The organism is Bradyrhizobium sp. SZCCHNR3119, assembly GCF_032487775.1.
Taxonomy (GTDB): domain Bacteria; phylum Pseudomonadota; class Alphaproteobacteria; order Rhizobiales; family Xanthobacteraceae; genus Bradyrhizobium.
This window is the reverse complement of the sequence record NZ_JAUEUV010000001.1, coordinates 5199257-5223270: the sequence shown is the minus strand read 5'-3', so window position 1 is coordinate 5223270 and position 24014 is coordinate 5199257. Positions and strand designations below refer to the sequence as shown.

Here is a 24014-nt window from a genome sequence, read left to right as displayed (position 1 = left end):
GGAGCGATGCTTCTCTCCGCGATGCCGCGATCGAGACGATCCCCCGCTAATGAAAATCGCGCGAGCGCGGCAGAATGCGAACGTTGCGGGGATGGCCGACCTTCTGGGCGGGATTGTCGTGATGCTGCCGGCGATCATCCTGCAGCGGTTCGGCCGGCATCGGACCATGCGGCACGGCCTGTGGGCCGAGGCGATCGTCTGAGAGCAATGACAGATCGGCGGAGCGATCGATCAGCCGTTCAGCGACAAGATGTACGACCTTTTCGGGGCTGCTCTGGATGTGGCCCTCGACCAGCACGAGCCGCGCGCCCATCACTTCTTTCCGGAAGCGCTCCATCACCTTCGGCCACACCACGATGTTGGCGATGCCGGTCTCGTCCTCCAAGGTCATGAATACGACGCCCTTGGAGCTGCCGGGCCGCTGGCGCACCAGCACCACGCCGGCGCAGCGCATGAAGCGCCTGTCATTGGCATCATTGACATCGCGACAGGCGATCACACCCTCACGCGCGAAGCGCTGCCGCAAGAATTCCATCGGATGCCCCTTCAGCGACAGGCGGATGGTCTGATAATCGGCGACCACCTGCTCCGCTAGCGGCATCTGCGGCAGCGGCTTTGCGCACTCGTCCGGCTGCTCGCGCGCCACCGCAGCCTCGAACAAGGGCAGCGGCACGTCATCCGGCAGCCGGCGGACAGCCCATAGCGCGGCGCGGCGGTCGAACCCGAGCGAGCGGAACGCATCGGCATCGGCGAGCAGCAGGAGCGCACGCTTGGGCAAGCCAGTGTCGCGGGCGAAATCCTCCAGCGAGGTGAACGGCCGGCGCGCACGTGCCTTGACGATGCGCTCGCCCCAGTCGTCGAGATCGTGGTTGTCGTTGTGCGCTGTGTTCACTTCGTCGTTCCGGGACGCATGCAGTGCGCCCCCGGAACCTCGAGCTTCCCGGTTCGATGCGCCTTGCAAAATAGCTCCGCCATTTTGTTGCGGCGCATCGCCCAGGAATGGCGACGTGGAGATAGCGGGAGCCTTATCCCCGAATGATGCCTGGAGCTGCTTCGATCGTTTCAACCCCTCCTCGTCCGGATCGATCCAGGAAAAGCCGTCGATCTGGCGAAAGCCGAGCCGCACGGCACAATATTTGCCGTCTCCCTCCTCCAGCGTGTTCTGCGCGAAACTGTAGGACACGTCGATGTCGCACACCTCGACGCCGTTCTTGCGGGCGTCGCCGACGATCTGCGCTGGCGCGTAGAAGCCCATCGGCTGCGAGTTCAGGAGCGCGCAGCAGAATGCGTCGGGATGGAAGCATTTCAGCCAGGAGGAGATGTAAACAAGCTGCGCGAAGCTCGCCGCGTGGCTTTCCGGAAAGCCGTAAGAGCCGAAGCCCTTGATCTGGTCGAAGCAGCTTTTCGCGAAGGCCGGGTCGTAGCCGCGCGCGATCATGCTGTTCACCATCTTGTCCTCATAGGAGCCGATGGTGCCGACATTGCGAAAGGTCGCCATCGAGCGGCGCAGGCCGTTGGCCTCCTCGGGCGAGAACTTCGCGGCTTCGATCGCGATCCGCATCGCCTGTTCCTGGAACAAGGGCACGCCGAGCGTCTTGTGCAGTACCTTGTAGAGCTCGTCCTTTGGGCCTCGATCGGGTGATGGCGACGGATAGCTGACGTTTTCGAGACCGTTGCGACGACGCAAGTAGGGATGCACCATGTCGCCCTGGATCGGCCCGGGGCGCACGATCGCGACCTCGATGACGAGATCGTAGAACTTGCGCGGCTTGAGCCGCGGCAGCATGTTCATCTGCGCCCGGCTCTCGACCTGGAATACGCCAAGCGACTCGCCCTTGCACAGCATGTCGTAGACCGCCGGCAACTCGCGCGGCACGGTCGCAAGCTCGTGGCGTTCGCCCTTGTGCCGCTCGATCAGGTCAAAGCTCTTGCGGATGCAGGTCAGCATGCCAAGCGCCAGCACGTCGACCTTCATCATGCTCAGCGCGTCGACATCGTCCTTGTCCCATTCGATGAAAGTGCGGTCCTCCATCGCGGCATTGCCGATCGGCACGTAGCTGTCGAGCCGGTCCTGGGTCAGCACATAGCCGCCGACATGCTGGGAGAGATGCCGGGGAAATTCGATCAGCTCGGCGGCGAGCTCGACCGCAAGGCCGACCATCGGATTTTTGGGATCGAGCCCGGCCTGCCGCACCTGCATCTCCGACAGCCCGTCGCCCCAGCTGCCCCACACGGTGTCGGCAAGCAGCGATGTGACGTCTTCCGTCAAGCCCAGCGCCTTGCCGACATCGCGGATCGCACTGCGTGGGCGATAATGGATCACGGTGGCGATGATCGCGGCGCGGTGGCGGCCATAGCGGCGATAGACATATTGCATCACCTCCTCGCGCCGGGAATGCTCGAAATCGACGTCGATGTCAGGCGGCTCCAGCCGCTCCTTGGAGATGAAGCGCTCGAACAACAGATCGACCTTGGTGGGATCGACCGAGGTCACGCCGAGTACGTAGCAGACCGCGGAATTGGCCGCAGATCCGCGGCCCTGGCACAGGATGCCACGGCTGCGCGCGTAGCGCACGATGTCGTGGACGGTGAGGAAGTAATGCGCGTAGTTGAGTTCGGCGATCAGCGCGAGCTCCTTCTTCAAGGTGGCGCGCAGCTTCTCGTCGATTCCGTCACCGAAATATTTTTCCGCGCCGTCCCAAGTCAGGTCTTCCAGATGCTGCTGCGCGGTCTTGCCGGGCGGCACGGGCTCGTCCGGATATTGATACTTCAACTGATCCAGCGAAAAGGTGATGCGGTCGGCAAAACGGACGGTCTCCGCGATCGCATCCGGGTGGTCGCGGAACAGCCGCGCCATCTCCTGCGCCGGCTTGAGATGACGCTCGGCATTGGCCTCGAGCTTGCGGCCGCCCGCCTCGATCGTGGTCTTCTCGCGGATGCACGTCAGCACATCCTGGAGCGGACGTCGCGCGGGATGATGATAGAGCACGTCATTGGTCGCGATCAGCGGCACGTGAGCTGAGGCGGCAAGCCGCGCAAGCCGAGCCAAACGCCGGCGGTCATCGCCGCGATAGAGCAAACTTGCCGCCAACCACACGCCCTCAGCCTGGCTCTCTTGCAGGCGCACCAGGACCTTGCGCAAGCCGGCTTCCTCAAAGCGATGTGGTGGCATCACCACCAGGAGCTGGCCTTCGGCAAACTCCAGGAGATCATCGAAAGCGAGATAACAGGCGCCCTTCTCGACCTTGTCGGTGTCGTCGCCGCGCTTGCCGCGGGTCAGGAGCTGGCACAGCCGGCCATAGGCGGCGCGATCGCGCGGATAGACCAGGATGTCTGGCGTGCCGCAGGTGAAGACGATGCGCGCGCCATAGAGCAGCTTCGGCCGGTAAGGGAGCTTGTCATTGTCGAGTTCGGCATAGGCGCGGACGATACCGGCGAGCGTGTTGCGGTCGGCGATCCCGATCGCCTTCAAGCCATAGATGGCGGCCTGCTGCACATAGTCCTGCGGATGGGAGCCGCCGCGCAGGAAGGAGAAATTGGTGGTGATGCCGATCTCGGCATATTCGATGCTCATGCGAATAGACCGTGCATGTACCAGGCGGGCTGCACGACTCTGCCCGGCTGCTGCTCGATCTCGCGGTCGTAGAGGCCGTCGCGATAGAGCCAGAACCGCAAACCGTTCTCGTCCTCGACGCGAAAATAGTCGCGCGTCAGCCCCTGCCCATCCGGCCGCCACCATTCCATCGCGATCCGCTCCGGCCCTTCGGCACGCACGATCGCATGTGCGGCACGCCGCCAGACGAAGCGCGCGGGCGGCCCATCCGGCACCTGCGCGATCACCTGAATTTCCTCAGGACAGTCAAAAAGCCGCAAGGGCCGCAGCGGCGGCTCGCCCTCGACGCGCGCGGGCCAGTCGGCCTTCGAAGCCGCAACAAGCTGCTGCTGCGCTGGAGCCGGCAGGCTTGCGCGCTCGGGAATGTGGGTATCCACAGGCAGATGCACGATGACGCGCTTGCCCCCGATCCGCGCAGCAATACGATCGATCAGCGCGGCGATCTCGTCATTATCATGAACATGGGCGTCGAGATCGCGCTGCTCCTGCACCACGAGCTCGCTGCGGCTGGCGCACAACCGGATCAGGTCGAAGCCGAAGCCGGGATCGAGCGGATCGCTCAAGGCGTCCAGCCGTTCGCGAAACAGCCGGTCGATCACGCGCATCTCCGTCACCGGCCGGCCGGTATCGACCGCGATCATGCGCACCACACCGTCGGTGCGGAAGAAATAAGCCTCCAGCCGCCGCGCGCCCTTGCCTTGCTGCGCCATCGCAGCCACCAGCATGGATGCGAGGCTCGACAGGCTCGCGGCGATGACGGTGTCGGTCGCCACCGGTTCGGCAAAGCGCTTCTCGACGATGTAGTCCGGCGGCGGCTTGCGCGGACTGATCGGCGCATCCGCTTCGCCCAACGCCTGGGCCAGCACGCGCGTGAAGACCGCGCCGAAGCGCGCGGTGATCTCGTGGCGGCCGCGGGATGCGACATCGCCGATGGTCTTCAACCCCGCGCGGCGCAGCCCCAGCGTGATCGCCTCGCCGGCGCCGAGTGCCACCACCGGCAACGGACTGACGACAGCCGCCTCCTCACCGTCAAGCACGATGCGGCCGTGGACATGGTGGTTCAAGGTGCGCGCACAGATCGCATTCGACGCGATCGCAGCCGACACGGTGAAGCCGCGCGCGGTCAGCGCGTCGCACAAGAGCTTCATCAGCATGGCCTCACCGCCGAACAGATGGGCGCAGCCGGTAACATCGAGCGCCAGACCATGCGGCGGGTCGAGCGCCACCAGCGGCGTGAAGCGGTCGCACCAATCGGCGATGTCCTCCAGCGTCTTGGTATCCGCCGCGGTATCGGCTTCGTGCACCAGGAGGTCCGGACAGATGGCGCGGGCATTGGCGAGCGGCAGGCCATGCGTCAGGCCCCAGCGGGCCGCCGCCTCGTCGAGCGAATGGATCAAAAGCGCGTTGCCGTCCTTGATGACGACGACGTTCGGCTTGCCGTCATCAGGCGTGGCGCTTGTGGATGCCAGCTTTCGCTTGATGCGATCGATCGGCAGGCGCGGCAGCCACAGGCTGAGGATCCGCCGCCGGTTGGCTGAAACACTGGTCATCGCAGGTCCACTCCATGATCCATCGCCCGGTCTGGCCGTGACGGTTGCGAACAAGCTCGGCATCGAAGCGCGGCGCGCCCCACGCGGTCCAAGACGCCCCGGGCAAAGACGGCGCGGTGCGCAACATCCAGCGCGTTTCGGCGGTCGAAGGGACGGGCTCGGCGGCGATCCGCAACATCAACCCGGCGACGCCGGACGCTTGTGCCGCCAGCGTCAGCTTGCGGCTGGCGACGAGATCGAACTTCTTGGTCTCGCCCCAGACCTCGATCATCACGGCGCCGAGCGCATCGCAGGCGAGCGCATCCGCGCCTGTGCGCAGCGCCGTTTCGAGATCGGGCGCACGCACCGTCACCAGCAGGCGTGGATCGAGGCCGAGTTCGGCCAATCCACATGGCGACAGCGCGCCGCTCTCCCGTTCGGCAAAATCCTGCCTGATCCAGATCAGCGGCCGCCGCGCCGAGACGCGCGCCGCAAGCCCAAAGACAAAGCCGGTTGCGGCTGCCGCCTGCGTTCCGCTCGGCGCAAACACTTCGTGCAATGCGCCGGTGGCGAGCCCGCCCTGCAAGGTCGCGTCGACCTCGTCATGGCCGAGCGCGACACGGCGCCCCTCCAGCGTGCCCTCGCCCGCCTCGAGGCGGGCGATGCCGCTGCGCAGGCGCGCAAGCGTGTCCATGCGTGCGCCGGTCATGCGTCGCCGCTCCTTCTCGCCCCGTTACAGGTCCTTGCGGTTGAACCCGCAACGAACCTCTTTGTTCATGATACGTTCTAATATAAAGCTAACGCCTTGCGATGAGTCAATCGGGATTGACCCGGACGAGATTCACGCAACGGAATCAAAGGGATTCAGGCCGATGGAGCTGCTACGCAAACTGGAGATCCTGGCCGATGCCGCCAAATACGATGCCTCCTGCGCCTCCAGCGGTACCGAGATGCGGGATTCCAGCGACGGCAAGGGTCTCGGCTCGACCGCGCCCGGCATGGGCATCTGTCATTCCTATGCGCCCGACGGCCGCTGCATCTCGCTGCTCAAGATCCTTCTTACCAATGCCTGCAATTACGATTGCCTCTATTGCGTCAATCGCGCTTCCTCCAACGTCCCTCGCGCACGCTTCACGGTGGATGAGATCGTCAAGCTCACCATCGACTTCTATCGCCGCAACTACATCGAGGGCCTGTTCCTCTCCTCCGGCATCATCCGCAGCCCCGACTACACGATGGAGCAAGTGGTGTCGGTCGCGCGCAAATTGCGCGAGGAGCATCGTTTCCGCGGCTACATCCATCTGAAGACGATTCCCGAAGCGGACGAAGCGCTGATCGCGGAAGCCGGCAAATATGCCGACAGGCTCAGCATCAATATCGAGATGCCGCTGGAGACGAGCCTCGCCAAACTCGCACCGGAAAAGAACCAGCGCGCGATCCGCCGCACCATGGGGCGGCTCCGGCTCAAGCTCGACGAAGCGGATGAAGCCAAAAAGGCGATCCGCAAGGCCCGGCCGCCGCGCTTTGCGCCCGCAGGCCAGAGCACGCAGATGATCGTCGGCGCCGACAGCGCTAACGACCGCACCATCCTGGCGACCTCGGCCAATCTCTACGGCGCCTACAAGCTGAGGCGTGTCTACTATTCCGCCTTCAGTCCGATCCCGGATGCCAGCCGCGCGCTGCCGTTGCAGGCGCCGCCCCTCGCGCGCGAGCACCGGCTCTACCAGGCCGACTGGCTGATGCGCTTCTACGGCTTCGACGCCGAGGAAATCGTCGACGAAGGCGAAGGCATGCTGCCGCTCGACATCGACCCCAAGCTCGCCTGGGCGCTGCGCCACCGCGACCGCTTTCCGCTCGACATCAACACGGCGAGCCGCGAGGAGCTGTTGCGCGTGCCGGGCTTCGGCACCCGCACGGTCGAGCGCATTCTCACCATGCGCCGCGCGACCTCGATCCGGCTCGCCGACCTCACCCGACTGCACGTGGCCCGGAACAAGGCGCTGCCGTTCATCGTTCTCTCAGACCATCGTCCGTCTCGCGGGCTGCTTGATGCCGCCGGGCTGCGGACGAGGCTTCAGCCGAAGCCGCAGCAATTGGGATTTGGATTCTAACCGAGCCGTCATTGCGAGGGACGAAGCCCCGAAGCAATCCAGGAGCCAGACAACGATTCTGGATTGCTTCGTCGCCTTCGGCTCCTCGAATGACGGGAGGAGACAGATGCACATCGTCACCCTCGACAGCAACACCGACTTCGACGGCTGGCGCAAGGCGGCGCGGGCGTTGGCGACGAACGACGTCAAGCCGGCGGAGGTGACCTGGCGCGTGCGAGGCGCGACGGCTGACCTGTTCGACGATCAGGCCGAGACGACGCTGCCGGAGGTCCCGGAGGGCACGTTCTCGGTGCCGGCGTCATTCGTCGAATTGGCGCAATCCGCCATCCTGCATCGCGATCCCAATCGCTTCGGCCTGCTCTATCGGCTGTTGTGGCGCTTGCGCGCCAATCACGACCTCATGACCATCGCGACCGATCCCGATGTCGCCCAGGTCAATGCGATAGCGCGGGCGGTGCGCCGCGACGAGCACAAGATGCACGCCTTCGTCCGCTTCCGCGAGATCGGCCGGGAACGCGAGACGCGTTACGTCGCCTGGTTCGAGCCGGAGCACCACATCGTCGAACTCGCCGCCCCCTTCTTCGCCCGCCGCTTCGCCGACATGCCCTGGTCTATCCTCACCCCCGACCTCTGCGCGCATTGGGACGGCAGCCGAGTCAGCTTCACGCCCGGCGTGAGCAAAGCTGAGGCGCCGTCTGAAGATCGGCTCGAGGAGGTCTGGCGGCGCTATTATGCGAGCATTTTCAATCCTGCACGGCTGAAAGTGAAGGCGATGGAGAAGGAGATGCCGAAGCGATATTGGCACAACCTGCCCGAAGCCTCCCTGATCAAGCCGCTGATCGAAACCGCCGCCCAGCGGGCGAGCGCGATGATCGCCGAGCCCGGCACCGAAGCGCACAAAGCGCAGAAACGGGTTGAGGAGACAGTGATGGCCCGCAAGCCCAAAGCTCAAACTAAGGCTCACGAAACTAAGGCTCATGCATCCAAGCCGCACGAGACCGATGCCGCCGCTCTTGAGACGTTGCGTGAAGAAGCTGCCTCTTGCCGCGCCTGCCCACTGTGGAAGAACGCCACCCAGACCGTGTTCGGGGAAGGGCCGGCGCACGCCCCGATCATGCTGGTCGGCGAGCAGCCCGGCGACAAGGAAGACCTCGCGGGCCAGCCGTTCGTCGGCCCGGCCGGGCAGATGCTCGACCGCGCGCTGGACGAAGCCGGTATCGACCGCACCAAGGTCTATGTCACCAACGCGGTGAAGCATTTCAAATTCGTGCCCCGCGGCAAGATCCGCCTGCATCAGAAGCCGACGACGCCGGAGATCAAGGCCTGCCGGCAATGGTATGAGCGCGAGCTTGCCGCAATCCGCCCAGCCCTCGTCGTCGCGCTCGGCGCGACCGCCGCGCAATCCGTGTTCGGCAAGATCACTCCGGTCAACAAGAGCCGCGGCCATGTGGTGGACCTGCCCGACGGGGTCAAGGCGATGGTGACGGTCCATCCCTCCTATTTGTTGCGATTGCCCGACGCGGATGCCAAGGCGCGCGAATATCAGCGCTTCGTCGAGGACCTGCAGATCGCTGCGCATGCGATGAAGCGGTCGGTTCGGGCAGCGTAGTCGTCGAAAATCTTCGTAGCCAAATACCGGGAATGAGCTCGCCGGCCCGTGTCCTGTTCGGTCTTTATCTTTGAGTTGGGTCAAAACCCCGCCGCCAGCACGAACTATCGTCCAGTTCAGATCCGAACGGCCTGCAAGGTGCTCGGATCGCGGGGTCGGATCATTCCGAACCGCAGGACAGGGCGAATGGCACACGGGCGAGGCTGGCTTCGATGCAGCTCGCCTGCTGTTCGCCGGGAGCTCCGCCGTGCGATCTGCCACGAGCAGTCCAGAGTAAGCGCGTCATCAGCATCCGGGCACGACGGCCGCGCGGAGCCACTGTGCGAGTCTCGGCGCCTTTTCACATGAGCAGCGAATCAGCGGAGAGAGACGGATGAGACAGCCTGGATTGGATCACCGCCATCGTGACAAGAATGGCGAAATCAGCAGAAAGCACGGCAACACCCTGATCCGCACGCTGCGCACGATCTACGGCCCCGGCTTTGCGAAGGGAGCCGCCGACTCGGACAGGCTCGCAGACGTGCTACACCGCATCGACGAGGAGTCGCTCTCGCAGCTGGTGCATCATCATGAGCGCGGCGAACTGGACGACAAGATCAAGAACGCGGCGTGAGTGCGCGACTCCTCGGACCGACAAAGCGATCGACCCCATCGGCACCGCTACGATGCCGACGGGACGTCGCAAGGTGATGGCGAGCTTGAGACCGCTCCGGCTCACGCCGCCAGCGTGTTCTCCACGAGCTTGATGAAGTAGGACGTGCCGTAGACGATCGCCTCGTCGTTGAAATTGTAGGCGGGGTGATGCAGCCCGGCCGAGTCGCCATTGCCGATGAAGATGAAGGCACCGGGCCGCGCCTCCAGCATGTAGGAGAAATCTTCCGCGCCCATCATCGGCGGCATCTCATGTACATTGGTCTCGCCCGCGACCTCCTTGGCGGCGCGCAACGCGATCTCGGTCTGCTCGGCATGATTGACCGTCACCGGGTAGCCACGCGTATAGGTGAGGTTGATCTTGGCGCCGGTGATCTGGGCCGTGCCCGCAACCACCTCGCGCACGCGTTTCTCGACGAGATCGCGGATCTTCGGCGTCAGCGTTCGCACCGTGCCGCGCAAAGTCGCCGTCTGCGGAATGACATTGCGGGCGTTGCCGGCGTGGAATTCGCACATCGAGACCACCGCCGACTCCAGCGGGTCGACATTGCGCGAGACGATCTGCTGCAACACCGTGACCAGCTGCGCGCCGACCAGAAGCGAATCGATGCAGTTGTGCGGCTTGGCCGCGTGGCCGCCATGGCCTTCGATGGTGATGTCGATGTTGTCGGTCGCGGCCATCAACGGACCCGGCCGGATCGCAAACGCACCGACCGGGATGCCGGGGCCGTTGTGCATTCCATAGACCTGGTCGATCTTGAAGCGCTCCATCAGGCCATCCTTGATCATGGCATGGGCGCCGCCGCCACCCTCCTCGGCCGGCTGGAAGATCACGGCGACCTCGCCGGCGAAATTGCGGGTCTCGGCGAGGTAGCGGGCCGCGCCCAGCAGCATCGCGGTGTGGCCGTCATGGCCGCACGCATGCATCTTGCCGGGTGTCTTGGAGGCATAAGACAGGCCGGTGGCCTCCTCGATCGGCAGCGCGTCCATGTCGGCGCGCAAGCCGATCACCTTCACCTCACCGTTGCCCGGCTTCCTGCCCTTGATCACGCCGACCACGCCGGTCTGGCCGAGGCCCGTGGCGACCTCGTCGCAGCCGAATTCGCGCAGCCGCTCGGCCACGAACGCCGCGGTCCGATGCACGTCGTAGAGCAGCTCCGGATGAGAATGGATATCCCGCCTCCAGGCCTGGATATCGGGCTGCAGATCGGCGACGCGATTGACGATAGGCATAGGAAATTCTCGTGATCCCTGTTGGCATTGAGGCCTGTGTAGCATGCAAGATGCACACCGCCCAACCGATAGACGTCCGCGAGCAATGCGGCCATGCGCATGAAGATGGACTTGTCCCCCGGCCATCCCGCTGACTAAAACCGCCGCAAGCAGACCAGGGAAGGACGCCGATGCCAAGGCAGCTCGAGGGACAATTCGACTATATCGTCGTGGGCGCCGGCACGGCCGGCTGCATCCTGGCGAACCGGCTCTCGGCCGACCCGACCAAGCGCGTCCTGATCCTGGAAGCCGGCGGCAACGACAACTGGATCTGGTTCCATATTCCGGTCGGCTACCTCTTTGCGATCGGCAATCCCCGCTCCGATTGGATGTTCCGGACCGAGCCGGAGCCGGGGCTCAACGGCCGCTCGCTGGCCTATCCCCGCGGCAAGGTGATCGGCGGCTGCTCCGCCATCAATGCGATGATCTCCATGCGCGGCCAGGCGGCCGATTACGACCATTGGCGCCAGCTCGGCCTGGCCGGCTGGTCCTATCAGGACGTACTGCCGGTATTCCGGCGGCTGGAGGACCACTTCCTCGGCGAAAGCGAACACCATGGCACCGGCGGCGGCTGGCGGATCGAGGCTCCGCGCCTGTCCTGGGCCGTCCTTGACGCGGTCGGCGACGCCGCGGAGGAGATGGGCATCCGCCGGATTCCTGATTTCAATACCGGCGACAACGAGGGCGTCAGCTATTTCCATGTCAACCAGAAGCGCGGGCGGCGCTGGTCGTCAGCACGGGGCTTCCTCAAGCCGGCACTGAGCCGTCCCAATTTGCGGCTGGAGACGCATGTGCTGGTCGAGCAGCTGATCGTCGAGAACGGACGCGCGGTCGGCGTGCGCTTCATCCAGAACGGCGAGACGATCGAGGCACGCACGCGAGGAGAAGTCATCCTCAGCGCCGGCGCGATCGGGTCGGTCCAGGTGCTGCACCGCTCCGGCATCGGGCCGGCGGAGTGGCTCAGCCCGCTGGGGATCGACGTGACGCTCGACAAGCCTGGCGTCGGGCGCAACCTGCAGGACCATCTGCAGCAGCGCGCGATCTACAAGGTCACGGGCGTCCGCACGCTGAATGAGACCTATTACTCGCTATTCCGCCGCGGCCTGATGGGGCTGGACTACGCCCTCCGCCGCCGCGGCCCGCTCACCATGGCGCCATCGCAGCTGGGCATCTTCACCCGCTCGGACTCGACGCGCGACCGCGCCAATATCCAGTTTCACGTGCAGCCGCTCTCGCTCGACAAGTTCGGCGATCCCCTGCACCGCTTCCCCGCGATCACGGTCAGCGCCTGCAATCTGCGTCCGACCTCGCGGGGCACCGTGCGGATCCGCTCGGCCAAGCTGGATGAGGCGCCGTCGATCGCGCCGAACTATCTGGCGACCGAAGAAGACCGCCAGGTCGCGGCCGACGCCATCCGCGTCACGCGCAGGCTGATGAAGCAGAAGACGCTGGCGCGCTTCAACCCGGTCGAATTCCTCCCCGGCCCTGCCGTCGGCGACGACGACGCGTCGCTGGCGAAGGCGGCCGGCGATATCGGCACCACGATCTTCCACCCCGTGGGCACGGCCAAGATGGGCACCCGCGACGATCCCATGGCCGTCGTCGACGAACGTCTGCGCTTCCATGGCATCGCGGGGCTTCGGATCGCAGACGCCTCGATCATGCCGACCATCACCTCGGGCAACACCAACACGCCGACCGCGATGATCGCGGAGAAAGCCGCGGCAATGATTTTGGAGGATGCGAAGTAGTCTCTCTCGATCGTCATTCCGGGGCGCCCGCAGGGCGGACCCGGAATCCATTTCACCACCGTCTGCAAGGCCAAATGGATTCCTGTATCTGACCGGGTGTCACTGTCATAGTGGCGGCGGGTAGAGACAGCTCGTTGGATTCCCGGTTGCCTCGGCGACCGTAACCCGGCTTGGGCGTCTCCGCTTGCCTTGTCTGATCGAACAGTCGCATGAGCGCCGATTTCCGGTAGCTCGCATACAGGTCTGATCCCCATGACAGCTCAGTCTCTTGCGCTCGCGGCCGGCATCGATGTCGGTCAGCGCTTTCTTGATGTCGGCCTTGCTCCCTCGGGCAAGACTTTCCGGGTTGCCAACGCTGCCGAAGGCGTCGCCGCCGTGGTCGAGCGGTTGACCCAGGCCGGCGTCGGCCGTGTCGTGCTGGAGGCGATCGGCCCCTATGCCCGGCAACTCGTCAGCGCTCTCGGCGCGGCCGGGTTCGAGGTCGGTCTCGTCAATCCGCGCCGCATCAAGGCATTCCGTGAGTTTGAAGGGCGCCGTGCCAAGACCGACAGGCTGGACGCGCGGCTGATTGCGCGCTTCGCTCTCGCCATGACCGACGCCATTCGCCCATTGCCATCCGCCGAGCAGCTGACGCTCAAGGCCCTCACCACACGTCGTCGCCAGCTCACGGAAATGATCGCCATGGAGAAGACACGGCTGAAACAAACCGCCGAGCCACTCCTATTGGACAATCACCGTGCCACCATCTCTGTTCTGACGACCCAGTGCCGCCAGATCGAGACCGAACTCGACCGCCGGATCGCCGCCGATCCGCAGCTTGCCTGCAGCTTCGAGATCCTCACCTCGATCCCCGGGATCGGCGAGCGCGTGGCCACTGTGCTGATCACCGAACTGCCTGAGATTGGCCGCGTCGATCGCAAGGCTGTCGCCAGCCTGGCCGGCCTCGCGCCGCATGTCAGCCAGTCCGGCAATGCGCCGCCCCGTGCCGCCATCTCGGGCGGCCGCCCTTGCGTGCGCACGGCGCTCTACATGGCCGCCCTCGTCGCCAGCCGTCACAATCCCCGAATGAAAGCCGCCTACCAAGCCCTGCGAGAACAGGGCAAGCCCGCCAAGCTCGCCCTCATTGCCATCGCCCGAAAGCTGTTGGTCACCGCAAACACCATGGTCAAAAACAACACCCGATATACCCAGCAATCGCTTGACAGCTAAGACAGTCGCCGGGTTCACGCTTCGCGTGCCCCGGAATGACGATCTCAAAAAGCTCCGCCAGCCCCCTATTTCCGCTCCAGCCTCCAGGCCCCGTCCCAGTCCGACCCGGGCGGATTTTGCTTCAGGCCTTCGATGCGCGCGACCAAAGCCAGCGAGGGACCATCTCCAGGCGCCACCTCGAGCGCGGCCGTAAAAGCGGCGAGCGCCTCATCCCAGCGCTGCGCCCGGTAGGCGGCGAGGCCTTCGTCGTAATGGTCGCGCAACAGTTCCTGCTCCGGCGTCAGGCCGCCTTTCGCGCCCATGATCTCGAACACGGTCTGCGGTTGGGTCTGGCCGAGCACGACGATCCTGTCGATCTCCCGGACCTCGATCACTGCTTCCCCCGCTTCGGCGGTCGCCTCCGAGATCAGGCAGCGGCTGCCGTAGAGCTTGTTGGCACCTTCCAGGCGCGAGGCCAGATTCACGGTGGCCCCCATGACCGTGTAGTTCATCATGAACGCCGAGCCGATGCTGCCGACCAGGGCCTCACCGGTCGCGATCCCGATCCGAAGGTCGCACTCGGCCGGAATCGTACGCACGCCGAGCAGCTCGGGTAGCGCCTTGCGCAGGCCGGCGACGCGTCCCACCATGTCAACCGCCGCAAGACAGGCGAGGTTTGCCTGCTCAGCCTCTTCAACGAAGGGCGGGCCCCAATAGGCCATGATCGCGTCGCCGATATATTTGTCGATGATGCCGCGATGGGCGTGAATCGGCTCCGACATCGTCGACAGATACAGGTTCATGATCTTGACGAGGCCTTGCGGCGTCACGCCTTCACTGAGCGTCGTGAACCCTTTCATGTCGCAGAACATCACGGTCATGGTGCGGCGCTGGCCGTCGGCGGCCGCAAGTGCCGGCTGATCGAGCAATCCTTCGGCGACCCGCGGGTCGATATACCTGCCGAAGGTCTCCCTGATCTGCTGATTCTGCCTGAGACGTTCGATCATGCGGTTGAAGGCGGCCGAAAGCTGGCCGATCTCGTCCCTGGTGGTGATGCTGATCGGCTGATCGAGCCGGCCGGCTTCGACCTCCCGCGTCCCTTCGAGCAGCCGCATCACCGGCTGGGTGATGCCGCTGCCGACCAGCATCGCGAAGACGAAGCCCAGCACCGAGGCGATCGCCGTCACCGCGGCCGAAATCGCGATCGCGTGCCGCTGTTCACTGACAACGGTGGCGGCGCTGGCTTCGACCTGGCCCAGCATGTCGGCGCGGATGCCGTCGATCCGGCCGTTGAACTCGTCCCGTAACTGGTCGACTTCCGCCATCATGCGAGCGGCCTCGGGAAAATCATGCGCGTCGAGCCGCTCGATCACCCGCGCACTGTCCTCGTTCACGCGGCGGCGCAGATCGCTCATGGTCGCCTCGATCCGGGCGTCCAGCCGCCCCAGCGCGGCGTTGTCCGATGGCGTGCTGGGATCCTCGATGATCGCGTTGATGAGCTGACGCGCCGCCGCGGCCTCACGGGCAACATCGGCATCGAGCTCCTGGAATCGCTTCAATTGCTCGGCATAGGAGGCCTGGTCCGGTGCGGCTTCCATCATCCGCGCGCCCATCATGCGACGCAGCGCAACCGAACGTTCGAGCGACTTGATGTTCACCCGCGCCAGATGGCCGTAGGCCGGAATGTATCTGCCGGTCAGCTCTTCGAGCAGATGGCCGACCCTGCTGGCCAACACCATCGACAGGATGGACGTGATCACCGCGAGGACGATCAGTCCGGCCGCGATGCCGATGATCTTCTGCCTGATCGATTTGCGAAACATGACGAGCGCCCCCCCGATTCCGAGGTTCGCATCCTATCGCGGCAAACCCGTTTGCGAACTATCGAAGAGCGCTAACAACTCATTGATCGTTAAGGAAGATCGATTGGGACCGTGCCTTCGCCGCGGCTTCCCTGATAACCGACCCGTCAGCGCCAAACGAGCGCAGCAGCCTGGACCAGACGACAATGCCGCCCGTACGACACGGGCGGCATGACGCGATACTGAGCTCCGAACGCGCGAGGCTTAGCCGACGGAGCTGACAATCGGCTGACAATTGCACGACAGGCGGGAGGCCGGCAGACTGACGAGAAGATCGGGGAAAAGACCTCGTCCATCATCGGCATGTCAACGAGATGTGCCTGGCGGGCCCACCTCCTTTGACCTGAGGTCCGCGTTACCTCACAAGCACGTCATCCGCGGCTCAAAGCAGCCGGGCGGGAATAAAGCAGCTCTCCGACCGATCTCCTCGCCCGCTAGCCCAATGCTGGGCCGAAGGAGAGCGCGATGAGCCATCACGATCACGACGAGGAAAGCGGCGTCAACCGCCGCAAAGTGCTGGAATGCATGACCTGGGCCGGTACCGGCGTGCTCTGGACCATCGCGGGAGGCGTGCCGCGCTCGCTTGGACTGGTCGATGCGGCCAAAGCCGCCCAACAGGCCTCCCCCCTTACCTTCCTGCAGATCAGCGACAGCCATGTCGGCTTCGACAAACCCGCCAATCCGAATGCACTGGGCACGCTGGAGGAAGCGATCCAGAAAGTCGGCGCGATACCGGTCAAGCCCTCCTTCATGATCCACACCGGCGACATCTCGCATCTGTCCAAGGCGTCCGAGTTCGACGACGCCGACCGCATCATCTCGCAGGCCAGGCTCGACGTGCATTATGTGCCGGGCGAGCATGATTTCCTCGACGAGGAGGTCAAGCTCTACAAGGAACGTTACGGCAAGGGGACGCGCGGCGCGGGCTGGTACTCCTTCGACGCCAGCGGCGTTCATTTCATCGGTCTCGTCAATGTCGTCGACCTCAAGGCCGGTGGCCTCGGCAATCTCGGTGCCGAGCAACTCGAATGGCTCGAGGGCGATCTGAAGGGCCGTTCGAAATCGACGCCGATCGTCGTGTTCGCGCATATCCCACTGTGGACCGTCTATCCGCAATGGGGCTGGGGCACCGAGGACGGCGCGCGGGCGCTCGATTATCTGAAGGGCTTCGGCTCGGTCACCGTGCTCAACGGCCATATTCACCAAGTGATGCAGAAGGTCGAAGGCAACGTCACCTTCCACACCGCGCGCTCCACCGCCTTCCCGCAGCCGGCGCCCGGCACGGCGCCCTCGCCCGGCCCGATGAAGGTGGAGGATGCCAGGCTGCGCAGCCTGCTCGGCATCGCCAGCATCAATTTCAAGCTCGGCGACGAACGGCTCGCCATTATCGACACGCCGCTGCAGGGCTGAAGGACCTTCCCATGAACCGACGCGATGTTCTCCTCCGCGGCGTGCGTCTCACCGCGGTCGCTATTTTGTTGCCATCGGAAACCCGCAAGGCGAACGCCCAGACGGCTGCGGTCGTGATCGACAATTTCACGTTCAATCCGCCCGAGCTGACCGTGAAACTCGGCGACACCGTGACCTGGACCAACCATGACGACATTCCGCACACGGTGGTATCCGCAGGAAAGTTCCGCTCCAAGGCGCTGGACAGCGACGACAGCTTCTCCTTCACTTTCACCGCGGCCGGCGACTACAAATATTTCTGCTCGCTGCACCCGCACATGACCGGGCTGATCAGGGTTGAGTAGCGCGCCAAACCAGGGCATCAGCATATTCCCTGGCCGGAGGCTCGCCTCCGGCCAGGCGTCTCCCGCTTCCCCAAAAGCCGGTCCGCAGACGATGCCGCTGAACACCGACGATGCCGCGCGTAACCGGCGCTTCCGCGAGCTGGCGCTGCCCTATCTCGACGACGTCTATACGCTGGCGCGCTATTTGTTGCGCGATCCGACGGATGCGGAGGATGCCGTGCAGGAATGCTACCTGCGCGCCTTCAAGCATTTCGACACCTATCGCGGCCCGGCGATGAAACCTTGGCTGTTTGCGATCCTGCGCAATGTCTGCCACACTGAATTCACCCGCCGCAGCAGTGCGAAGATCCAGGCGATCGACGACGCGCCGGAAGCCGAGGACAAGCCGCCGCTCTGGCACGAAGCCCAGGAGACGCCGGAAGGCACCGTCCTGCGCGAGCGCGACGCCTCGGCGATCCGCAAGCTGATCGACCGGCTCGCCGAACCATTTCGTGAGACCTTCGTGCTGCGCGAGATCAACAACCTGTCCTATCGCGAGATCGCGGACAGCGCCGGCGTGCCGGTCGGCACGGTGATGTCGCGGCTTGCCCGCGCCCGCGCGATGCTGCGCACTGCGTGGCTCGCGGAAGAGGAGTCTTCGGAATGACCTGCGAGGAGGCCGACATCCTGATCCATGCCCTCGCCGACGGCGAGCTCGACGCCGGCCACGCCAGCGAGGTGGAAACCCATGTCGCCGGCTGCCCACGCTGCACGGCCGAGTTAGCGGCCATCAGAGAGATGAAGGAGGCCATCGCTCGCGCCGATCTCGGCTTCAAGGCGCCGCCGCAATTGCGCCGTCGCATCGAAGATGCGCTGCCGGCGGTAGCCACGCCGCCGAACCGCCGCTCGGTGCTGAAGGGCTTTGCCCTGGGATCCGCGGTGTCGGCGCTGGCCGCGACCGGGCTGGTCGCCATCGTGCTGCGCCAGGACGGTCAGCAGCGCATCGAGGCCGAGATCGTCTCGGCCCATCTGCGCTCGCTGCAGGCCGGCCATCTCGCGGACGTGCTGTCGACCGACCAGCATACGGTCAAGCCCTGGTTCAACGGCAAACTCGACGTGGCTCCGCCGGTGATCGACCTGACCGCGCTCGGCTTCACCCTGATCGGCGGCCGGCTCGACTATGTCGATGCCCGCCCGATCGGGGCCGTGATCTATCGCCGTCGGCAGCACATCATCAACCTGTTCGTCGCGCAGACCGCCGACACCGCGCAACACGCCGCGAAGATGGATACCATTCAGGGCTTCAACATCCGCCGCTGGGGCGAGCGCGGGCTGAAATTCTGGGCGATCAGCGACATCGGCGCCGACGAGCTCAACGAGTTCGGCGAGAAATTCGAGACCGCGATGCGGGGGAATAAGGAGGGGTGAAAAACGCAGGGTAAGCAAAATCGCTTCTCCGCCGCATCCCAAGGGCGAAGTCATCCTGGTCATATTCGTAGGGTGGGCAAAGCGAAGCGTGCCCACCGTTACGTTACAGCGCCGTTTCAGGAGACTCTGCGGTGGGCACAGCGCTTCGCGCTTTTGCCCACCCTACGATCAAATCCGCCTCACGCCGATTTGCGGATGGCGTTGTCGACCAGGGTCTTGCCCAGCGACCAGATCGCGCCGGGCACCTTGTGGCTTTGGGCGATCACGTCGTCGAAGGCGCGCTCGATCCAGGCGCAATCCTCTTCGGTGATGGTGAGTGGCGGCAACAACTTTACCGTGTGCAGACCGTGACCGGCAACCTGAGTCAGGATCTTGTGATCCTTGAACAGCGGCACCGTGATCAGCTGCACGAACAGCCCCTTGTTGGCGCTTTCCAGCACGTTCCAGGACGCCTTCAACCGCAGCGATTTCGGCGGTCCGAACTCGACGCCGATCATCAGGCCCTTGCCGCGCACCTCTTTGAGCAGCTCATAACCCGGCACCATGCGGGTCAGTGCCAGACGGAGCTCGGCGCCGCGCTTGGCGGCGGCTTCGATCAGTTTCTCGGCCTTCAGCACTTCCAGTGTGGCGATACCCGCGGCCATCGCGAGGTCGTTCTTCGCGAAGGTCGAGCCATGCACGAGGGCGCGATCCATGCGGTTGAAGATCTTGTCGAAGATCGCCTTGCGCGTCAGCAGCGCGCCGACCGGGACGTGCCCGCCCGACAGCGCCTTGGACAGCAGCACCATATCGGGCTCGACATTCCAGTGTTCCACGGCAAGGAACCGGCCGGTGCGGCCCATGCCGGTCTGGATCTCGTCGGCGATGAAGATCGTGCCGTATTTTTTGCAGAGCGCCGCAGCCCCGGGCAGGAACTCGTCGGTGGGCATATTGACGCCCTTGCCCTGGATCGGCTCCACGATGAAGGCCGCGATCTCGCGTGACGACAGCGCCTGCTCGAGTGCTGCGAGATCGTTGAAAGGGATCGCGGTGCAGCCCGGCAGCAACGGCTCAAAACCCGCGCGGAAGTTCGAATCGTCCGTCAGCGACAGCGCGCCATAGGTCAGACCGTGATAGGAATGGCTGCAATAGACGATCCCGGGGCGGCCAGTCGCGCCACGCGCGATCTTGATCGCCGCTTCCACCGTCTCGGCGCCGGAATTGGCAAAGAACACCTTGTCCAGGTATGGCACATGTTCGAGCAGGCGCTCGGCGAGCACGCCGGCCAAGGTCGAAACGTCGAGTTGCACCAGGTTCGGCAGGTCGCTGTCGAGCACGCTCTTGAGCGCATCACGGAGCGTCGGGTGATTGCGGCCGATTGCGAAAACGCCAAATCCACTCAAAAGATCGAGATAACGGACGTCCTCGCGGTCGTAGAGGTACTGCCCCTGCCCTCTTTTGAAACCGACATCGTATCCGATCGTTTTGAGAACGCGGACCAACTGCTCGTTCAGATGCCGAGAATGCATGGAACTGCGCTGCGCTTGGCGCTCCACAAACATCTCGGAAACGTCTAGATTGGATTTTAGCATCGGCTACATACTTCGGTTGATGGACGCTTCGTCAACTGAAAACGCGCAATGCGGCGTTTTGCCCCCATTCGCACCATCAAAGCAAGCACGGGTTTCAGCCAATGTTGCATCGCCCCAAATCTCTCATGCGCACAGTCATATCATGTTCTGGTGTGCTGTTCGCAGTAGGATTTTCTTCCTTTCTGTCGCCCGCTTTGGCCGCCGATCCGACCGGAGACTGGCGAGTGGCAGATGGCGTCGCTAACATCCGAGTCGCACAATGTAATGGCAGCATGTGGGGCGTGGTGGCCTGGGAAAAGACACCCGGTGGCCGCGATACCCACAACCCCGATCCGGCCAAGCAGAGCCGGCCGACGCTGGGCATGTCGATTCTGATCGACATGAAGAAAAAGGCAGGCACGGATCAGTGGGAAGGCCAAGTCTACAACGCCAAGGACGGCCAGCTCTACAGCTCTACAATCACCCCGACTGATCAAGACCACCTTGAAATCCAGGGATGTGTGCTCGGCTTCCTGTGCGGCGGCGAAACCTGGACGCGCGTCGGTCCGCCGATCCCGTCGAGCCCGGTCAACAGCATGGCCAAAGGTACGCAGAAACCGATCGCTCCGGCGCCGAAAACCACTGGCGCGGCGACGACGGCAGCCAAAAAACCGGGCGATCAGATCGGCGATATCTGTCTGCTTCCGGAAATCGAGCACACCCACTAAGACGGGCCGATGCTCAAGAGGTGGAAGCGGCCGAGATCCTCGACCGCTTTCATTTTTTTGGTTAGCTCTTCGGCGCTAATTTTCTTTGATCACGCGCGGCTTGCCCATCAGCGCCGGCTGGAAGAGCAGCACGGCAGCCAGCGTGGTCACCAGCGACAGCGCCAGCAGCTTGCCCATGCTGGACGTCCCCGGATGGCTCGACAGCCACAGGCTGCCGAACGCCGTCGCCGTCGTCAGCGCGCTGAAGAAGATCGCGCGCGTGAGGCTGGTCTGCAGCAGGTTGGTCCTGCCTGACCGCCAGGCCACGACATAATAGATCTTGAACGCCACGCCGATGCCGAGCAGCAGCGGCAAAGCAACGATGTTGGCGAAGTTGAGCGGGAGCTTGATCAGCACGCAGATCTCGAGCGTGACAGCCCCCGCCACCAACAGCGGCACGATGGTCATGAGCACATCGGTCAGGCGCCGCAGCGTCGCCCATAAGAGCAGGCTGATCACGACCAGCGCATAGATGCCGGCGTGGATGAACGCCTTTACGATGGTGTCGCCGGATTTGAGAATCGACACCGGCCCGCCGATCGCCATCGGCTCCGCCGCCAACACCGCATTGGCGAAGCGGCGCAGATTGTCGTTATCGTTCGGATCGCCCTTCGGCTCCGCTTCCACCCGGATCAGGCCATCCTTGCTCTTCCATTGCGAGACCAGTTCGTGCGGCAGGTTGCTGAGGCTGACGGGCTGGGCCTGCAGCGCCATGTTCAGCTGCTCCAGCACGATGCGGAGCGGCTCGACGAACACCGCCTGCGCCTTATTGCGCACCGTTTCATTGGAGGATGCAAGCTTGGCCAGCGCGTCGGCCAGCCGTCGCGAGGCCACCGCACCCGGTCCCTTATCCTCGCCCGCCGTCCGGCGCAGATTGGCGACCGTCGAGTTGAGCGCCTCGACATTTTCCTGGTCGGTCGGCGGAGCGTCGATCTGATCCGGATTGATCGCCGGCCCCAAGACCTTCGCCCCCTGTGCGATCAGCTTCAGCTTGGTGGGCTGGTCTGCAGGCACGAAGGTGTCGAGCGAGGTCACACGCGCCACTTCCGGCAGCTTTGACAGCTTGTCTTCGATCGCCTTGGCCTCCGCCTCCGAGCGCGTCAGCACGTCGATCGCATTGGCACCGGTGTTGGGGTCCTTGCGCAGATCGAGATAGGTCGCGATCGATTCCGCCTTCGGGTTGCGCAGGTTCATCGGGTTGAAGTCGAACTTCATGTAGTAGAGCAGCGGCAGGCCTGCGATCACGATGCCCAGCGTGCCGACGATGATCGGCACGCGGTGCTTCTCCAGAAAGCGGTCCAACGGCGCGAGAAACGCGTAGCCCACCGGCTCCATTTCGCCGGGCGGATTGAGGATCTTCAAGAACGCCGGCAGCACCGTGATCGAGGAGATGAAAGCGATCAGCATGCCGGCGCCGGCGATCTCGCCGAGCTCGGAAATGCCCTTGTAGTCGGTCGGCAGGAAGCACAGAAAGCCGGCCGCAGTCGCCATCGCCGCGAGCGACAGCGGCACCGCCGAACGGCGCGCGGCTTCCGCCAGCGCCTCCGGCAGATTGTCGTTCTTGTAGCGCTCGGAGCGGTAGCGCACGCTGAACTGGATGCCGAAATCGACGCCCAGCCCGATGAACAGCACCGCAAACGCCACCGACAACAGATTGAGCGAACCGACCATCATCAGCCCGACCGCGGTGGTGAGCGACAGGCCGATGAACAAGTTGACGAACACGGCCGAGATGATCTTGGCCGAGTGCAGCGCCAGCCAGAGAATGACCAGCACCACCACGACGGTGCCGATGCCGTTGGTGACCGCGCCTTCCTGCACGGTGGCATATTCCTCGTTCGCAATCGGGACCGGCCCGGTCAGGCGCACTCGCGCCTTGTACTTGCCGGCAAAGTCGAGCTCGGCCGCCGCCTGGCGGATGGCATCGGTGGCCGCTTTGCCAGGCTCCAGGGCCTGGTAGTCGAGGATCGGCTTGAACTGGATGAAGGCGCGCTTGTCGCTGTCCTGAAGCGGCTTGTCGCTGATCAGCTGACGCCAGGAGAACGTGGCGTCACCCGTGTTCAGCACGGTCTCGACGGTCTCCGAAATGTAGTCGAACGGCCGCGCCGTGCTGTCGAGCTTGACCTGGCCGCGCTTGACGCCGGCAAGGCCGGTCTCCAGCGCGCCGGTCAGCCCGCGAATCGAAGGGTCGCCCGCCATGATCTCGAGCAGCGGCGCAGCCGATGTGAACTGCTCGGTCAACTGCTTGACCTCGTCGGTCGGCAGGAACAACAGGCCGTTCTTGGCGAAGAACTCGCCGGTGCCGAGCGGCTCGACCGAGGAGAAATGCGTGGTATCGCCCTTGAGTTTCTCCACCAGCGCGTTGGCCGCAACGCCGGTCAGCTCCGGTGTCGGCGCTTCCACCACGGCAAGGATGGAGCGATCGCGATCGAAGGCCTGCTCGTATTGCTGATCGCGCTGACGCCAGTCCAGATTGGGGGAAATCAGCGTATTGATGTCAGTATTGATGACGAAATGATGCGCCGTATAAAACCCGGCGCCCACCGCAAGGAGGAGTCCCACAATCAAGGTCGGCCATGCAAACCGGGTACTGGCCCTGACGATCGAGACAACAATAGTTGTGAGCACTTCTTGACTTTCTCATATTTGAGCTCGGCTGAAACGTCCGCTGCCTATCGGAGTTCCATCGTCCGGGCTAGCCCAACAGGATGATGTTCTGCTGCGGAAGGCGGGCTGGATCACACACGGACGGCCCTGCCCGGGGCGGCTGATATAGCGGCGCTCTTCGGCGGTAAAGTGACGAACGGGTGAGATTATAATATGTTGTAATTACTTATATTATTCATCCTTATTAAAATACCACAATTGATCCGACTGTGTATTTCCAGTCACATGCGAGCCATTTGCAAACAGACTTCCCTCTTCCCGGAAATTTTGACACAAAGCCCTG

At 64.1% G+C, this 24014-nt stretch carries 17 protein-coding genes; 10 read left to right on the top strand and 7 right to left on the bottom strand.

Translation table 11 applies throughout. The annotated features are described in order from the left end of the window. Positions 1-46: 46 nt before the first annotated feature. From QX034_RS23955 to QX034_RS23945, 3 genes are read right to left on the bottom strand one after another with little or no spacing between them, the layout of a single operon-like run. On the bottom strand, positions 47-3574 hold the full coding sequence (locus tag QX034_RS23955; RefSeq protein WP_315706171.1) for an error-prone DNA polymerase: 3528 nt from the start codon (positions 3572-3574) through the stop codon (positions 47-49). After that, on the bottom strand, positions 3571-5163 hold the full coding sequence (locus QX034_RS23950) for a DNA polymerase Y family protein (protein ID WP_315706172.1): 1593 nt from the start codon (positions 5161-5163) through the stop codon (positions 3571-3573). The genes QX034_RS23955 and QX034_RS23950 overlap by 4 nt, the downstream gene beginning before the upstream one ends. Then, positions 5057-5851, bottom strand: coding sequence for a DNA repair protein (locus tag QX034_RS23945; protein ID WP_315706173.1), 795 nt, complete (start codon positions 5849-5851; stop codon positions 5057-5059). The genes QX034_RS23950 and QX034_RS23945 overlap by 107 nt, the downstream gene beginning before the upstream one ends. Positions 5852-6014: 163 nt before the next feature. Here QX034_RS23945 and QX034_RS23940 point away from each other — a divergent pair, with 163 nt between their 5' ends. The 3 genes from QX034_RS23940 (at position 6015) to QX034_RS23930 (ending at position 9475) form a co-directional block, all read left to right on the top strand. Next, positions 6015-7253: a putative DNA modification/repair radical SAM protein gene (locus tag QX034_RS23940; RefSeq protein WP_315706174.1), complete on the top strand. Its 1239-nt coding sequence runs from the start codon at positions 6015-6017 to the stop codon at positions 7251-7253. A gap of 106 nt (positions 7254-7359) precedes the next feature. Next, positions 7360-8862, top strand: a complete 1503-nt coding sequence (locus QX034_RS23935) for a UdgX family uracil-DNA binding protein (RefSeq protein ID WP_315706175.1) — start codon at positions 7360-7362, stop codon at positions 8860-8862. Positions 8863-9235: 373 nt separating this feature from the next. Beyond that, positions 9236-9475: a hypothetical protein gene (locus tag QX034_RS23930; RefSeq protein ID WP_315706176.1), complete on the top strand. Its 240-nt coding sequence runs from the start codon at positions 9236-9238 to the stop codon at positions 9473-9475. A 101-nt stretch (positions 9476-9576) separates the two neighbouring features. Here the strand turns inward: QX034_RS23930 and QX034_RS23925 are convergent, their stop codons facing one another. Beyond that, the gene (locus tag QX034_RS23925) at positions 9577-10746 is read right to left on the bottom strand and encodes a M20 aminoacylase family protein (protein WP_315706177.1); all 1170 of its coding nucleotides are present in this window, start codon (positions 10744-10746) and stop codon (positions 9577-9579) included. Between the two features lie 170 nt (positions 10747-10916). Here QX034_RS23925 and QX034_RS23920 point away from each other — a divergent pair, with 170 nt between their 5' ends. Both QX034_RS23920 and QX034_RS23915 read left to right on the top strand, forming a co-directional pair. Continuing rightward, entirely contained in the window at positions 10917-12536 is a 1620-nt protein-coding gene (locus tag QX034_RS23920; RefSeq protein WP_315706178.1) for a GMC family oxidoreductase, read from the top strand. 252 nt (positions 12537-12788) lie between these two features. After that, the gene (locus QX034_RS23915) at positions 12789-13745 is read left to right on the top strand and encodes an IS110 family transposase (protein WP_315701447.1); all 957 of its coding nucleotides are present in this window, start codon (positions 12789-12791) and stop codon (positions 13743-13745) included. 65 nt (positions 13746-13810) lie between these two features. Here QX034_RS23915 and QX034_RS23910 read toward each other — a convergent pair whose 3' ends face one another. Continuing rightward, positions 13811-15547 (bottom strand): adenylate/guanylate cyclase domain-containing protein, encoded by a 1737-nt coding sequence (locus QX034_RS23910; RefSeq protein WP_315706179.1) that lies wholly within the window; start codon positions 15545-15547, stop codon positions 13811-13813. 504 nt (positions 15548-16051) lie between these two features. On the opposite strand from QX034_RS23910, the gene QX034_RS23905 reads away from it, so the two are divergent. The 4 genes from QX034_RS23905 to QX034_RS23890 all read left to right on the top strand — a co-directional run bounded on the left by QX034_RS23905 (position 16052) and on the right by QX034_RS23890 (position 18747). After that, the gene (locus QX034_RS23905; protein ID WP_315706180.1) at positions 16052-16996 is read left to right on the top strand and encodes a metallophosphoesterase family protein; all 945 of its coding nucleotides are present in this window, start codon (positions 16052-16054) and stop codon (positions 16994-16996) included. A gap of 11 nt (positions 16997-17007) precedes the next feature. Continuing rightward, a complete protein-coding gene (locus tag QX034_RS23900) occupies positions 17008-17340 on the top strand; it encodes a cupredoxin family copper-binding protein (protein ID WP_315706181.1) in 333 nt (110 codons plus the stop codon). A gap of 91 nt (positions 17341-17431) precedes the next feature. Further along, the gene (locus tag QX034_RS23895) at positions 17432-17986 is read left to right on the top strand and encodes a sigma-70 family RNA polymerase sigma factor (RefSeq protein ID WP_315706182.1); all 555 of its coding nucleotides are present in this window, start codon (positions 17432-17434) and stop codon (positions 17984-17986) included. Continuing rightward, positions 17983-18747: an anti-sigma factor gene (locus QX034_RS23890; RefSeq protein WP_315706183.1), complete on the top strand. Its 765-nt coding sequence runs from the start codon at positions 17983-17985 to the stop codon at positions 18745-18747. Before QX034_RS23895 ends, QX034_RS23890 begins: the two co-directional genes overlap by 4 nt. Positions 18748-18926: 179 nt before the next feature. On the opposite strand, the gene hpnO is transcribed toward QX034_RS23890, so the two are convergent. Further along, a complete protein-coding gene (gene hpnO, locus QX034_RS23885; RefSeq protein ID WP_315706184.1) occupies positions 18927-20318 on the bottom strand; it encodes an aminobacteriohopanetriol synthase HpnO in 1392 nt (463 codons plus the stop codon). A 101-nt stretch (positions 20319-20419) separates the two neighbouring features. On the opposite strand from hpnO, the gene QX034_RS23880 reads away from it, so the two are divergent. Continuing rightward, positions 20420-21025, top strand: coding sequence for a DUF2147 domain-containing protein (locus QX034_RS23880; protein WP_315706185.1), 606 nt, complete (start codon positions 20420-20422; stop codon positions 21023-21025). Between the two features lie 75 nt (positions 21026-21100). Here QX034_RS23880 and QX034_RS23875 read toward each other — a convergent pair whose 3' ends face one another. Then, complete coding sequence (locus QX034_RS23875) at positions 21101-23692, bottom strand: MMPL family transporter (protein ID WP_315706186.1); 2592 nt, start codon at positions 23690-23692, stop codon at positions 21101-21103. Positions 23693-24014: the final 322 nt, after the last annotated feature.